The following is a 13,303-nucleotide window of genomic DNA, read 5'->3' as shown; positions in this document are numbered from 1 at the left end:
TCAGTCGACGAGCAGATTGATTTTCGTCGCGAATTTCTGCCAGCGATCGATGTCGGAACTCACCAGCTTCTGGAATTCAGCGGGCGTGCTTGTCGTCGTGGCAAAGCCGAGCTGCGTCAGCGATGCCTTGATCTCAGGCCTGGCGATGGCCCTGGCGATTTCCGTGTTCAGCCTTTGCACGATCTCGGGCGGCGTATTTGCCGGGGCGAGGATGCCGAACCACTGGTCGACGTCATAGCCGGCCACGCCAAGCTCGCTGACAGTTGGTACGTCGGGCAGGAACGGCGAGCGCGCCTTCGAGGTGACGGCCAGCGCGCGCAGCTTGTTGCTTTTCAGGTAGGGGATGGTGTTGGTCAGCGTGTTGACACTGACATCGGCCTGGTTGCCGAGCACGTCGGCGATGGCGGGAGCGCAACCCTTGTACGGCACGTGCAGCATATCCATCTTTGCCGAGACCTTCAGCAATTCGCCGGCCAGATGCTGCGGGGTGCCGTTACCGCACGACGCGTAGCTGGGGGGTGAGCCGCTCCTGCCGGCCGCCAGCAGGTCGCTGAAGGTGCGGAGCTTCGAGTGCGATGGCACGGCGATCACCGATGGCACCGACGCGAAGGTGATGACGGCGCTGAAATCGGACTTGGGATTGAACTGCAGCTTCTTGAAGACGCTCGGGTTGATGGCAAAGCTGCTGTTGACGATGAGCAGTGTATAGCCGTCGGCAGGGCTCTTGGCGACGAACTCGGCGCCAATATTGCCGCTGGCGCCGGGCCGGTTGTCGACGACCACGGGCTGCCCCAGCGACTTGCTGAGGTCATTCCCAATCAGGCGCGCAAGGGAATCGGTCCCCCCTCCGGCCGGGAACGTTACCACCACGCGGATCGGCTTTTGCGGGAAGGTACTGGCGATATTGGCTTCGGCGCGCCCGGGCAGGGTGCCCAGGCTGCCTGCGACAAACAGGAGCGATGCCAGACTTCTGACGACGGATAGGGGTCTCATTGATATGCCTCGTCGGTTAGGGTGAAGGAAGCGGAAAAGCCGGTCAATCGGGGTCTATACGCACCGCCTGGCAGTACTCGCCGCCAGCGCGCGCCAGTGCCGCAGCCGCCTCAAGCGCTTCCGCGGAGCCGGCGTGGATACGGTAGAGGGGTTGCCCTGGCGCTACCTTTGCACCGATCGTGCACAGCATGTCGACGCCTGCACCGCCATCGCGCGGCGCCCCGGCGGCGCGCGCCACGCCGGAAATCTGCAGGCCATCGATGCCCGTGACCCGGCCCTGCGTGGCGGCGGGAACGACCTGCGTATGCGTACCCGGCGCCACTGGATCGGCGCGAGCGCCCTGCGCAGCGGCGATGCGATCGAACGCGGCTCTGGCCTTGCCTTCATGCAGCAGCGCGGTCGCAATTTGCATGCCGTGTTCGGGGGAGTCCACGCGGGGATCGAATGCGATGATTTCGCCGGCAAAGCGCAGGGCCTTTTCACGCAGGTCGGCGGGTGCATCGGGCGCGTTGTCGAGCACGAGGCGGACGTCGCGCACTTCCAGTGCGGGGCCGATGCCGCGCCCGATCGGGCGGCTGCCGTCAGTGACCAGTGCGCGTACGTGCAGGCCCAGTCCCTTGCCGACGTGTTCGAACAGCGCGCCCAGCGCCTCGGCGTCGGCGCGCGTTGCCAGCTTGGTTTGCGGCCCATAGGGCAGGTCGACGATGACGTGGGTGGCGCCGGCGGTGTACTTCTTCGACAGGATCGACGCCACTGACCAGCGCCGCGAATCCAGGCGCAGCGGCCGCGTGATGGCGTTCATCACATCGTCGACCACGGAATGGTTCAGCCGTCCGTTCCAGGCAATGCATGCGCGCGCTTGGGCCACGCATCGGCGCACGTCTTCATGCGCCAGGTCGACCCGTGCGATGGTCTCCATGGCATCGGCGGTGCCGGCGGCAGAGGTGATCGCGCGCGACGATGTCTTGGGCATCGCCAGCCCGTAGGCGGCGACGATCGGCACCACGATCAGCGTGATGCGGCTGCCGGGAACGCCCCCCATCGAATGCTTGTCGACGACTACCGGTTCGTCCCAGTCGATGCGGGGTGTGAAGGCGGTACGCGCGCGTGCCAGTGCCACCACTTCCTCGTCTGTGAGCGTGCGGGTGGCGGCAACGAGGAACTCGGTCAACTCTGCCTCGGTGTACCGCCCGGCGATGGCGTCCTGCAGCACGGCGACGTAGGCAGCTTCGTCGAGCGGATCGCCGCGCAGCTTGGCCATCAGGTTGGTTCGGCTGGCCGGCCGTTCGGCGGCGGATGCCCCGGTGCCGTTGCGCAAGGCTTCGACAAAGCGTGCCGTGCCCGCTTCCAGCGTGCTGTCGTTCGACACCGTGATACACGGGACGTGTGGCGGCACCGGAGCCCCTGCGCGTGCCACGCGGCTGGCAACCTGGTCGCCAGATTCCCGCCCGCGCGCGGCAATGCGCTGCGCAAGCACGTCATGCGGTGCCGTCACCACGATCACGACGAAGCGGGGCAGGCGGGCCGCAAGTTCGGCGATGACGCCTCGCGAGCCATTGGCCACGACGTTGCGGCCGCGTTCGAGTTCGAGCATCAGGGAGCGGGGCAATCCGTAGCACAGGTCGTGCGCGTCCCAGGTCACCAAGAACTCTCCGCTTCGCTGGCGCCGCGCGAACTCGGCCTCCGTGACACCTTCGTGCGCTTCGCCAGCAGAGCCGTCAGGGCGGGTAATGACGCGCCGCGCAAAAACGTAATCGTCATCGAGCGCGGCACGTGCACCGTCGATCAGGGAGTCCTTGCCAGCGCCACTGGGCCCCACAACAAAGAAGAATGTGCCGGTCGCCTTCATGAGAATTACCTTAGATGTCGAAGTTATGTGGCTATGCTAGCACCGGCCAAGGGGGTGTCAAGATAAGTTCGATGTCTAAGTTAATGCAAGCAACGAGCCAGCGCCCGCAAATCCAGTGTGTACGCGGGATTCGCGGGCTTATAGGGGAAAACACGGGGAGCAGGGTGCGCGGTGACGGTGCCCCGTGCATGGGTTGCGGGCATGGTGCACTGATGGAGTGAACGCTACATGGAGAGGCGTTGCCGATGAAGCGGTGGTGTCGGCGTGCCAGCGCCGGAGGCGCTATCATGTGCGCTGTCGCTGGCGCCGGGCCGTCCGGTGCCGCATGCATACGCTCTACTTTCCCTCACGACTATGGCCACAAAGAAGCCGGATGCTCCGGTCCCGATCACGCCTGCGGATGAAGCCGATGAAGAACGGCTTGCCCACCTGGTGAAGGATGCCGCCCGGGCCTATATCCGGGCGCTGCAGTTGCGCCTGGCGGAGCATTCGGTTTCGTATGGGCACTGGACCATCCTGCGCATCCTGTGGCGCCATGACGGCGTGTCGCAGCGAGAGTTGAGTGAACGGGCCGGCGTGACCGAGCCGACGACGTTTGCGGCAGTCAAGGCGCTGGAGGCGCTGGGCTACGTGGAACGCACGCATCTTCCCGGCAACAAGAAGAAGGTGCATGTGTTCCTGAGCAAGACCGGACGCGCGCTGCGCCGCAAGCTTGAACCGCTGGCGACCGAGGTGAACGAACTCAGCGTGGAAGGTGTGAGCGAAGAAGACGTGCTGACCACGCGTCGCGTGCTGATCACGATTGCGAAGCGGCTGGTCGCCGACGAAGTCGCGTCGGCAGAACATGGGCGGCGGGTCCCGTCCACACAGGAGGTAGGGCGCCTGCTCTCGGATCTGTAGACGACCCGCAACGGAAAAGACCCTCGCCGGGCGAGACCGGCAAGGGTGAATGCCTTGGGTAGAAGGCGTGAATCGGTCAGAGCGATTGGGGGGCTGTTCCCCCCGGTGTCAGGCTTCGTCGAGCCCGATGTCGACGGCAGGGGCGGACTGGGTGATCTTGCTCGTGGAGATGTAGTCCACGCCCGTTTCCGCCACGGCCCGGATCGTTTCCAGGCGGATGCCGCCTGAGGCCTCGACCTTGGTCCGGCCATTGACGATCTGCACGGCTTCCTTCATGTCGGGCACCGACATGTTGTCCAGCATGATCACGTCGACACCGGCTGCCAGGGCTTCGTGCACCTGTTCCAGCCGGTCGCATTCCACTTCCAGCTTGGTCAGCACGGGCAGCTTGCGGCGCACGCGTGCCACGGCGGCAGCGATACTGCCGCACACGGCGATGTGGTTGTCCTTGATCATCACGCCGTTGTCCAGGCTCAGCCGGTGGTTCAGGCCGCCGCCGCAGGTCACCGCGTGCTTTTCCAGCGCTCGCAGGCCCGGCGTGGTCTTGCGGCTGTCGATCAGGCGCGCCCTGGTATGGGCGATGGCCTGGGCATAGGTTGCCGTATGGTTGGCGATGCCGCACAGCCGCTGCATGATGTTCAGCGCGGTGCGCTCGGCCGTCAGGACGCTGCGTGCATTGCCGCTCACGTTAAGCAGCACCGCGCCTTTTTCAACCTTGTCGCCGTCGGCGACGCGCACATCGACCGACAGCGTCGGATCGTAGCGCGCGAAGATGCGTGCCGCCACGTCGATGCCGGCGATGAGCATCGGCTCGCGGGCGTTCATGCAGAAGGTGCCGGTCTCTCCCGGTTCAATCATGGTCTGGACGGTCAAGTCGCAGATGCCGATGTCTTCGGTCAGCCAGAGATCGATCAGCTTGTCGGTGGCGAAAATGTCGTACATGAAGGGCTCCTGAACGGTGGTTGCGGTACCTCATAAATCTTAGAGATCGAAGTACATAGCGCAATACTAGCCCTTCCGTGCGCCATGTCAAGTAATATTCGAGATCTAAGATAAAGCGCAAACCTACCGCGCAAACTGCCCCAGCACCGTCCCGACCGCCTCCAGCCCCGCCTCGATCATGTGCTGCATGTAGGTGCCCATCTGCGGCATCACCAGCATCAGCACCAGCAGCCCGCCCGACAGCGTGACCGGGAAGCCGACCGCAAAGATCGACAGTTGCGGCGAGGCGCGGTTCAGGATGCCCATCGCCAGGTTCAGCGTCAGCAGCGCCGCGATCATCGGCAGCGCCAGCAGCAGGCCGGACGAGAACACCATGCCGCCGGCGCGGGCCACGGCCATGGCGCCGCCGGCGGACAGCGGCGTGCCGCCGATGGGCAGGCCGTTGAAGCTGTCGACCAGCGTGCCCAGCATCAGCAGGTGGCCGTCCAGCGCCAGGAACAGCAGCATCGCGATCAGATTCAGGAAGCGCGACAGCACCATGGTCTGGCCGCCTGCGGCGCGGTCGAAGAACGAGGCAAAGGACAGGCCCATCTGCAGGCCGATGATTTCGCCGGCCTGCTGCACGGTGGCAAAGACCAGCCGCATGGCGAAGCCGGTGGCCAGGCCGATGCCGATCTCGTTGAGAATAATCATCAGACCGCCGAAGGAGTACACCGGCACCACCGGCAGCTGCGCGATGGTGGGCGACACCACCATCGCAATCATCGCCGACAGTGCGATCTTGGCGCGCCGCGGGATGGTGGACTCACCGAACAGCGGCGCGGTGCCGATCAGGGCCAGGAGCCGGAAAAAGGGCCACAGGAACGCCACGAGCCAGCTGTAGAGCTGGGCTGAGGTGAATTCGACCACGGCGGGGAGTCAGCGGGCAGGGAGGGCGAGGGGGTGACGACAGCGAGCGCGGCCGCAGTCAGTGCGCCAGCGCGGGAATGCTCTGGAACACTTCGCGCATGTAGTCGACCATGGAGTTGATCATCCACGGCCCGGCCAGCACCATGGTGGCGAACAGCGCGATCAGCTTGGGGATGAAGCTCAGCGTCATCTCGTTGATCTGCGTCGCGGCCTGGAACAGGCTGACCACCAGGCCGGCGGCCAGCGCCACCAGCAGCAGCGGGGCGGCCAGCAGCAGGGTCATCTTCATCGCCTGGGTGGCGATGGTCATTACGGTCTCGGGTGTCATGGCTCGGAGTCTGCGGTGTGTGGCGGGAGCTGGGGCTGCCTCAGTTCATGAAGCTCTGTGCCAGCGAACCCAGCAGCAGCTGCCAGCCGTCGACCAGCACGAACAGCATCAGCTTGAACGGCAGCGAGATGGTGGCCGGCGGCACCATCATCATCCCCATCGCCATCAGCACGCTGGCAACGACCAGGTCGATGATCAGGAACGGGATGAAGATGGTGAAGCCGATCTGGAACGCGGTCTTCAGCTCGCTGGTGACGAAGGCCGGCACCAGGATGCTGAGCGGCACTTCCTCGGGGCCCTGCATCTCCGGCGCCTTGGCCATCTGCGCGAACATGGCCAGGTCTTTCTCGCGGGTCTGGCGCAGCATGAAGGCCTTGAGCGGCTCCGCGGCCTTGGCCGCGGCGGCCTCCAGGCTGATCTTGTTTTCCGACAGCGGCTTGTAGGCGTCGTTGTAGACGCGGTCGAACACCGGTGCCATCACGAAGAAGGTCAGGAACAGCGACAGGCCCACCAGCACCTGGTTGGGCGGCGAGCTGGCGGTGCCCAGTGCGCTGCGCAGCAGGCCCAGCACGATGATGACGCGGGTGAAGCCGGTCATCATCAGCATCGCCGCCGGCAGGAACGACAGCGAGGTCAGCAGCAGCAGCGTCTGCACCGGCAGCGACCAGATCTGGCCGCCGCCCGGGGCGGGCTTGCTGACGACGCCGGGCAGTGTCTGGGCCCAGGCCTGTGCGGGCACCAGCGCGGCAACGGCCAGCATCAGCGCGAGCAGGGACAGCAGCGGGCCCGGCAGCGGGCGCCGCAGCGCGGCACGCGGGAAATTCATGACTTGAGGTGATCCTGCATCGAGCGCAGCAGCTTTTCGGCAAAGGTGCCGCCACCCGGCTGTTGCGAAGGGCCTGCACCGCCGGTGGCGGCGAGGGGATTGGCTGCGGTGGTGCCCGCAGGCAGGGTATGCAGCGGCCGGATTTCGCCGGGGCTCACGCCCAGCACCAGCCAGGTATCGCCCACCTCGACCAGCACCAGGCGCTGGCGTGCGCCCAGCATGGTGCTGCCGACCACCTTCATCGCGCCGCCGGTGGCGTGACGCACCAGGCCGGCGCGCCGGGCCACCCAGGCCATGCCCAGGATCAGCGCGACGATGGCGAACAGCCCCAGCCCGGCCTGCGCCAGGCTGGCCGCGCCGCTGATGGCCGGCACATGCGTGCCGTCGGCGGCCATGGCGGCCCCCGGCAGCGCCGCAAGCACGGCCAGGCTGGCGCGCGTCTGTATGGTCATTTGTTCAGCTTCCGGATGCGTTCGGACGGCGTGATGATGTCCGTCAGGCGGATGCCGAACTTGTCGTTCACCACCACCACCTCGCCCTGCGCGATCAGGTAGCCGTTGACCAGCACGTCCATCGGCTCGCCGGCCAGGCCGTCCAGCTCCACCACCGAGCCCTGCGCCAGCTGCAGCAGGTTCTTGATGGGCACCTTGGTGCGGCCCAGTTCCACGGTCAGCTGCACCGGGATATCGAGAATCATCTCGATATCGTTGCGGAAGCCGCTCGGCGCTTCCTTCGCCAGCGGCTGGAACACGGTGGCGGCGGCCGGGGTGGCCGCGGGTTGGGCCGCCGGTGCGGCAGCTGCGGGGGTTGCGGCGGATGTGGCGCTGGTCTGCTCGGCCAGCGCGCTGGCCCAGTCGTCCATCGGATCGACGGGCTTGTCCTCGATGCCGTCACTCATAATCGCTGTCCTCGGTGTCCAGGTGGGAATCGCCGTCCTGGTGATTGATCATTCGTTCTACCCGCAGCGCGTACTGGCCGTTCATCGTGCCGAAGCCGCATTGCATGACGGGCACGCCGTCCACCTTGCCAAATACCTTCTCCGGCAGCTCGATCGGCAGCACGTCGCCGGCGCGCATCGCCAGCACTTCGGCCACGGTGCTTTGCAGGTGCGCGAACTCGGCCACCAGCTCCACCTCGGCCGCGCGCAGCTGCGTGGACAGTTGCGTGACCCAGCCCTTGTCGACTTCCTTCTCATCCTGCAGCGGATTCATCAGCAGGTCTTTGAGCGGCTCGATCATCGAGTACGGCAGGCAGACATGAAGCTGCCCGCCGACGGCGCCCAGTTCGATATGGAAGGCGGTGGTCACCACGGCCTCGTTGTGGGTGGCGACGTTGGCAAACTTGGGGTGCATCTCCGAGCGGATGTACTCAGTCTCGATCGGGTGCACGGTGCGCCAGGCGTTGCCGTAGCTGGCCAGCGTCAGCTCCAGCATGCGCTGGATGATGCGCTGCTCGGTCTGGGTGAAGTCGCGGCCTTCCACGCGGGTGTGGAAGCGGCCGTCGCCGCCGAACAGGTTGTCCACCACCAGAAACACCAGGTTCGGGTCGTAGACGAACAGCGCCGTGCCGCGCAGCGGCTTCAGGTGGACCAGGTTCAGGTTGGTCGGCATCGGCAGGTTGCGCGCGAAGTCGCCGAATTTCTCGATCCTGATGCTGCCTACGGTGATGTCAGCGCCGCGGCGAATGAAATTGAACAGCGCCGTGCGCATCGAGCGCGCAAAACGCTCGTTGATGATCTCCAGCGTGTGCAGGCGGCCGCGGATGATGCGTTCCTGCGTGGCCAGGTTGTAGGGGCGCACACCGCCCTCGTCGAGCGCAGGCTCGCTGGCCTTGGGCGTATCGGCTTCGCCGGATACGCCCTTGAGCAGCTCGTCGACCTCGTCTTGCGAGAGGAACTTGTCGTAGGCCATCTAGTGTCCTGCCCCTTGTGCGGCGTTATGGATGAATCCGGTGCGGCCCTGGCTTGCGCTTACTGCACCACGAAAGAGGTGAAGAGCACGTCCAGCACCCGCTGCGCCGGCAGGCCGCTGGCAAACGGCTTGCTGATGGTGTCGCGGATGTCGTCGGCCAGCTTGCGCTTGCCTTCGACGGTGGCCAGGTCGGCCGGCTGCCTGGCCGACAGCAGCAGCAGGATGCGGCTGCGTGCCTCGGGCAGGTACTGCGCCAAGCGTGCCTGGGTTTCGGCATCGGCCACCTTCAGCGACAGGCCGGTGTGCAGGAAGCGGTCGCCGTCGTCGCTGCGCAGGTTGACGGTGAACGCGTCCAGCGGCACGAAGATCGGCGGCGGTACGACCGGGGCGGCGGGCGCAGCGGGCGCCGCCGGCTGGCGGTTGCTCAGCACGCTGCCCAGCACGAAGCCTCCGGCGCCCAGTGCCACCACCAGCACGCCGGCGCCGATCAGCAGCAGCCGGCCGCGCTTGCCTGTGTTGCCAGTCCGGGGAGGGGAAGCCGTGTTCGCCATGAGAAGCCTGTATCGGAATGCCTGCCATTCTTCCGGAATCGCAGGCCAGCAAAGGGCCGAAAAAAAGGGGGAAACCCTTTCAGCTTGGCCATTTGAGCGGAAAGGGAGCAGGCACGGCTACGCGAGCGGGCGCCCTGTGATGCGCGCCTGCAGGCTGGTTAACGCTTGATGTCGTGTGAACTTGAGTGCTGGTGCAAGCTGCCGCGATTCCTGGCCGGGCCGCGGGGCCGGTCGCGGGAGCGCCGTCATGCATTCCCTACTACGCTAGTCGGGTAGTGATTCATGTGGATTCGTAGGCAATTAAGTTTCCAATGCCTTGATTTTCATGGTATTTTTTGTTTTCACTCTTATATAAGATATAAGACATTTGACCAAGGAGCGGCTTCGGACTACAATCGCGACGTAACGAGATTTTCTAAACCTAATTACTCAGCAGGTTCCCATGCTTGAAAACTATCGCGCACATGTGGCCGAGCGCGCCGCGCTTGGCATCCCCCCTCTGCCCCTGACCGCCAAGCAGACGGCCGAGCTGGTCGAACTGCTGAAGAACCCGCCCGCCGGTGAAGAGCAGAACCTGGTCGAGCTGATCACCTACCGCGTGCCGGCCGGCGTGGATGACGCCGCCAAGGTCAAGGCCTCGTACCTGGCCGCCGTGGCGCTGGGTAAAGAGAAGTGCGCGCTGATCTCGCGCGCCAAGGCGACCGAGCTGCTGGGCACAATGCTGGGCGGCTACAACATCTCGCCGCTGATCGAGCTGCTGGACGATGCCGAGGTCGGCACCGTCGCCGCCGAGGCGCTGAAGAAGACCCTGCTGATGTTCGACGCCTTCCACGACGTGAAGGAAAAGGCGGACAAGGGTAATGCCAATGCCAAGGCCGTGCTGCAAAGCTGGGCCGACGCCGAGTGGTTCACCAGCCGCCCGGAAGTGCCGCAAAGCCTGACCATCACCGTGTTCAAGGTGCCGGGCGAAACCAACACCGACGACCTCTCGCCGGCCCCGGACGCCACCACCCGCCCGGACATCCCGATGCACGCGCTCGCCATGCTGAAGAACAAGCGCGAAGGCGCGGCGTTCCAGCCGGAAGAAGACGGCAAGCGCGGCCCGGTCAAGTTCATCGAGTCGCTGAAGGAAAAGGGCCACCTGGTCGCCTACGTGGGCGACGTGGTCGGTACCGGCTCGAGCCGCAAGTCCGCCACCAACTCGGTGCTGTGGTTCACCGGCGAAGACATCCCGTTCATCCCGAACAAGCGCTTCGGCGGCGTGTGCCTGGGCAACAAGATCGCCCCGATCTTCTACAACACCATGGAAGACGCCGGCGCGCTGCCGATCGAGCTGGACGTGTCGAAGATGGAAATGGGCGACGTGGTCGAACTGCGCCCGTACGAAGGCAAGGCCCTGAAGGACGGCGCAGTGATCGCCGAGTTCAAGGTCAAGTCCGACGTGCTGTTTGACGAAGTCCGCGCCGGCGGCCGTATTCCGCTGATCGTCGGCCGTGGCCTGACCGCCAAGGCGCGCGAGGCGCTGGGCCTGGCCCCGTCGACGCTGTTCCGCCTGCCGCAGAACCCGGCCGATACCGGCAAGGGCTTCACGCTGGCGCAGAAGATGGTTGGCCGCGCCTGCGGCCTGGCCGAAGGCAAGGGCATTCGCCCGGGCACGTACTGCGAACCGAAGATGACCTCGGTGGGCTCGCAGGACACCACCGGCCCGATGACCCGCGACGAGCTGAAGGACCTGGCCTGCCTGGGCTTCTCGGCCGACCTGGTGATGCAGTCGTTCTGCCACACCGCCGCGTATCCGAAGCCGGTCGACGTCAAGACCCACCACACCCTGCCTGAGTTCATCAGCACCCGCGGCGGCATCTCGCTGCGCCCGGGCGACGGCGTGATCCACTCGTGGCTGAACCGCATGCTGCTGCCCGACACCGTCGGCACCGGCGGCGACTCGCACACCCGCTTCCCGATCGGCATCAGCTTCCCGGCAGGTTCGGGCCTGGTGGCCTTTGCCGCCGCCACTGGCGTGATGCCGCTGGACATGCCGGAATCGGTGCTGGTCCGCTTCAAGGGCAAGATGCAGCCGGGTGTGACCCTGCGCGACCTGGTCAACGCGATTCCGCTGTACGCGATCAAGCAAGGCCTGCTGACCGTGGCCAAGCAAGGCAAGCAGAACATCTTCTCGGGCCGCGTCCTGGAAATCGAAGGCTTGCCCGACCTGAAGGTCGAGCAAGCGTTTGAACTGTCGGACGCCTCGGCGGAACGTTCGGCCGCCGGTTGCACGGTGCGCCTGAACAAGGACCCGATCATCGAATACATCAACAGCAACATCACGCTGCTGAAGTGGATGATCGCCCAGGGCTACCAGGACCCGCGCAGCCTGCAGCGCCGCATCAAGGCCATGGAAGCGTGGCTGGCCGATCCCAAGCTGCTGGAGCCGGACGCCGACGCCGAGTACGCCGCCGTGATCGAGATCGACCTGGCCGACGTGCATGAGCCGATCGTGGCTTGCCCGAACGACCCGGACGACGTCAAGACCCTGTCGGAAGTTGCCGGCGCCAAGATCGATGAAGTGTTCATCGGTTCGTGCATGACCAACATCGGCCACTTCCGCGCAGCTTCCAAGCTGCTGGAAGGCAAGCGCGACATCCCGGTCAAGCTGTGGGTGGCTCCGCCGACCAAGATGGACCAGAAGCAGCTGACCGAGGAAGGCCACTACGGCGTGTTCGGCACCGCCGGTGCCCGCACCGAAATGCCGGGCTGCTCGCTGTGCATGGGCAACCAGGCACAGGTGCGCGAAGGTGCCACGGTCATGTCGACCAGCACGCGTAACTTCCCGAACCGCCTGGGCAAGAACACCAACGTGTACCTGGGTTCCGCCGAACTGGCGGCGATCTGCTCGCGCCTGGGCCGCATCCCGACCAAGGAAGAGTACATGGCCGACATGGGCGTGCTCAATGCCAACGGCGACAAGATCTACAAGTACATGAACTTCGACCAGATCGAGGACTTCAAGGAAGTGGCCGACGGCGTGACGGTGTAAGCCGCGCAGTCAGGCTGGCATGAAGAAGGGGCCCCCGCTTGCGGGCCCCCTTTTTTGCTTTCAGCGACACGCCGCGGCGCAGGCGGATGGTTCAGTCCAGCGGAACGCCGTGGCGCGCGGCGTACGCCACCACTTCGGCCGTGTTGTGCAGGTCGAGCTTGCGCATCAGGTTCTCGCGGTGCTTGCGCGCGGCCCTGCATCGCGCGGTGCAGCCGGCCGAGACCGCCTGAGGCCCTGCGCTGCATGCATGGCACGGGCGGTTTATGATCGGGTTTTTCCAACGTCCGGCGCCTTCTTGCGCAGTGCGCAAGCGCCTGAACCAGGAGCCAGTGTGCCCGATTTGTCCGCTTTCCCCATCACCCGCAAATGGCCGGCGCAGCATCCCGACCGCATCCAGCTGTATTCCCTGCCCACGCCCAACGGGGTCAAGGTGTCGATCATGCTGGAGGAGACCGGCCAGCCGTATGAACCGCACCTGGTACGCTTCGACGCCCACGACCAGATGTCGCCGGAGTTCCTGTCGCTGAGCCCGAACAACAAGATTCCCGCCATCCTCGATCCCAACGGCCCGCGCGGCAAGCCGCTGGCGCTGTTCGAGTCGGGCGCGATCCTGCTCTACCTGGCCGACAAGTCGGGCAAGCTGATCCCGGCCGACCCCGCGCGCCGCTACGAAACCATCCAGTGGGTGATGTTCCAGATGGGCGGCATCGGGCCGATGTTCGGGCAGGTGGGCTTTTTCCACAAGTTCGCCGGCAAGGAGTACGAGGACAAGCGCCCGCGCGACCGCTACGTGGCCGAAAGCCGGCGCCTGCTGAATGTGCTGAACCAGCGGCTGGAAGGGCGCGACTGGATCATGGGTGACGAATACACCATCGCCGACATCGCCACCTTTCCGTGGGTGCGCAACCTGGTTGGCTTCTATGAGGCGGGCGAACTGGTCGGCATCCAGGACTTCCCGCATGTCAGGCGCGTGCTGGAGGCGTTCGTCAAGCGCCCGGCCGTGGTGAAGGGGCTCGATACGCCGCACCGCGGCTGAGGCAGCCGCGGCGTGCGTGGCCATC

Annotated in this window: 13 protein-coding genes; 3 read left to right on the top strand and 10 right to left on the bottom strand. The window is 65.5% G+C overall.

The annotated features are described in order from the left end of the window. Both AC1Q7H_RS06195 and phnN read right to left on the bottom strand, forming a co-directional pair. Complete coding sequence (locus tag AC1Q7H_RS06195; protein WP_153953871.1) at positions 1-993, bottom strand: tripartite tricarboxylate transporter substrate binding protein; 993 nt, start codon at positions 991-993, stop codon at positions 1-3. 43 nt (positions 994-1,036) lie between these two features. After that, entirely contained in the window at positions 1,037-2,842 is a 1,806-nt protein-coding gene (gene phnN, locus AC1Q7H_RS06190; RefSeq protein WP_013952205.1) for a phosphonate metabolism protein/1,5-bisphosphokinase (PRPP-forming) PhnN, read from the bottom strand. A gap of 354 nt (positions 2,843-3,196) precedes the next feature. Here phnN and AC1Q7H_RS06185 point away from each other — a divergent pair, with 354 nt between their 5' ends. Continuing rightward, entirely contained in the window at positions 3,197-3,742 is a 546-nt protein-coding gene (locus AC1Q7H_RS06185; RefSeq protein WP_041228799.1) for a MarR family winged helix-turn-helix transcriptional regulator, read from the top strand. Positions 3,743-3,850: 108 nt separating this feature from the next. Here the strand turns inward: AC1Q7H_RS06185 and nadC are convergent, their stop codons facing one another. The 8 genes from nadC to fliL form a co-directional block, all read right to left on the bottom strand. Next, on the bottom strand, positions 3,851-4,684 hold the full coding sequence (nadC, locus tag AC1Q7H_RS06180; protein ID WP_013952207.1) for a carboxylating nicotinate-nucleotide diphosphorylase: 834 nt from the start codon (positions 4,682-4,684) through the stop codon (positions 3,851-3,853). A gap of 123 nt (positions 4,685-4,807) precedes the next feature. Next, positions 4,808-5,593, bottom strand: a complete 786-nt coding sequence (fliR, locus tag AC1Q7H_RS06175; protein ID WP_013952208.1) for a flagellar biosynthetic protein FliR — start codon at positions 5,591-5,593, stop codon at positions 4,808-4,810. A gap of 58 nt (positions 5,594-5,651) precedes the next feature. Next, complete coding sequence (gene fliQ / locus AC1Q7H_RS06170; RefSeq protein ID WP_010810398.1) at positions 5,652-5,921, bottom strand: flagellar biosynthesis protein FliQ; 270 nt, start codon at positions 5,919-5,921, stop codon at positions 5,652-5,654. Positions 5,922-5,961: 40 nt separating this feature from the next. Then, positions 5,962-6,747, bottom strand: a complete 786-nt coding sequence (gene fliP, locus AC1Q7H_RS06165) for a flagellar type III secretion system pore protein FliP (RefSeq protein WP_013952209.1) — start codon at positions 6,745-6,747, stop codon at positions 5,962-5,964. After that, positions 6,744-7,199, bottom strand: a complete 456-nt coding sequence (gene fliO / locus AC1Q7H_RS06160; protein ID WP_013952210.1) for a flagellar biosynthetic protein FliO — start codon at positions 7,197-7,199, stop codon at positions 6,744-6,746. The genes fliP and fliO overlap by 4 nt, the downstream gene beginning before the upstream one ends. After that, positions 7,196-7,645 carry a flagellar motor switch protein FliN gene (gene fliN, locus AC1Q7H_RS06155; RefSeq protein ID WP_013952211.1) on the bottom strand — a complete coding sequence of 150 codons (450 nt, stop codon included), beginning with the start codon at positions 7,643-7,645 and terminating at the stop codon, positions 7,196-7,198. Before fliN ends, fliO begins: the two co-directional genes overlap by 4 nt. Then, positions 7,638-8,657 carry a flagellar motor switch protein FliM gene (gene fliM, locus AC1Q7H_RS06150; protein ID WP_013952212.1) on the bottom strand — a complete coding sequence of 340 codons (1,020 nt, stop codon included), beginning with the start codon at positions 8,655-8,657 and terminating at the stop codon, positions 7,638-7,640. Before fliM ends, fliN begins: the two co-directional genes overlap by 8 nt. A 59-nt stretch (positions 8,658-8,716) precedes the next feature. Continuing rightward, positions 8,717-9,208 carry a flagellar basal body-associated protein FliL gene (fliL, locus tag AC1Q7H_RS06145; protein ID WP_011616679.1) on the bottom strand — a complete coding sequence of 164 codons (492 nt, stop codon included), beginning with the start codon at positions 9,206-9,208 and terminating at the stop codon, positions 8,717-8,719. A 442-nt stretch (positions 9,209-9,650) separates the two neighbouring features. Between fliL and acnB the strand changes: the two genes are divergently transcribed. After that, positions 9,651-12,242 carry a bifunctional aconitate hydratase 2/2-methylisocitrate dehydratase gene (gene acnB / locus AC1Q7H_RS06140; RefSeq protein ID WP_013952213.1) on the top strand — a complete coding sequence of 864 codons (2,592 nt, stop codon included), beginning with the start codon at positions 9,651-9,653 and terminating at the stop codon, positions 12,240-12,242. A gap of 331 nt (positions 12,243-12,573) precedes the next feature. Next, a complete protein-coding gene (locus AC1Q7H_RS06135; protein WP_492381051.1) occupies positions 12,574-13,278 on the top strand; it encodes a glutathione binding-like protein in 705 nt (234 codons plus the stop codon). Positions 13,279-13,303: the final 25 nt, after the last annotated feature.

The organism is Cupriavidus sp. GW823-FHT06D04 (assembly GCF_058795055.1).
This window is presented reverse-complemented; position numbering and strand designations above follow the sequence as displayed.

Bases quoted from the DNA above. Each gene is read 5' to 3' on its own strand.
- AC1Q7H_RS06185 (WP_041228799.1), top strand. From the start codon at position 3,197: ATGGCCACAAAGAAGCCGGATGCTCCGGTCCCGATCACGCCTGCGGAT.
- AC1Q7H_RS06195 (WP_153953871.1), bottom strand. From the start codon at position 993: ATGAGACCCCTATCCGTCGTCAGAAGTCTGGCATCGCTCCTGTTTGTC.
- acnB (WP_013952213.1), top strand. From the start codon at position 9,651: ATGCTTGAAAACTATCGCGCACATGTGGCCGAGCGCGCCGCGCTTGGC.
- fliQ (WP_010810398.1), bottom strand. From the start codon at position 5,921: ATGACACCCGAGACCGTAATGACCATCGCCACCCAGGCGATGAAGATG.
- phnN (WP_013952205.1), bottom strand. From the start codon at position 2,842: ATGAAGGCGACCGGCACATTCTTCTTTGTTGTGGGGCCCAGTGGCGCT.
- fliP (WP_013952209.1), bottom strand. From the start codon at position 6,747: ATGAATTTCCCGCGTGCCGCGCTGCGGCGCCCGCTGCCGGGCCCGCTG.
- fliN (WP_013952211.1), bottom strand. From the start codon at position 7,645: ATGAGTGACGGCATCGAGGACAAGCCCGTCGATCCGATGGACGACTGG.
- fliO (WP_013952210.1), bottom strand. From the start codon at position 7,199: ATGACCATACAGACGCGCGCCAGCCTGGCCGTGCTTGCGGCGCTGCCG.
- fliL (WP_011616679.1), bottom strand. From the start codon at position 9,208: ATGGCGAACACGGCTTCCCCTCCCCGGACTGGCAACACAGGCAAGCGC.
- fliM (WP_013952212.1), bottom strand. From the start codon at position 8,657: ATGGCCTACGACAAGTTCCTCTCGCAAGACGAGGTCGACGAGCTGCTC.
- nadC (WP_013952207.1), bottom strand. From the start codon at position 4,684: ATGTACGACATTTTCGCCACCGACAAGCTGATCGATCTCTGGCTGACC.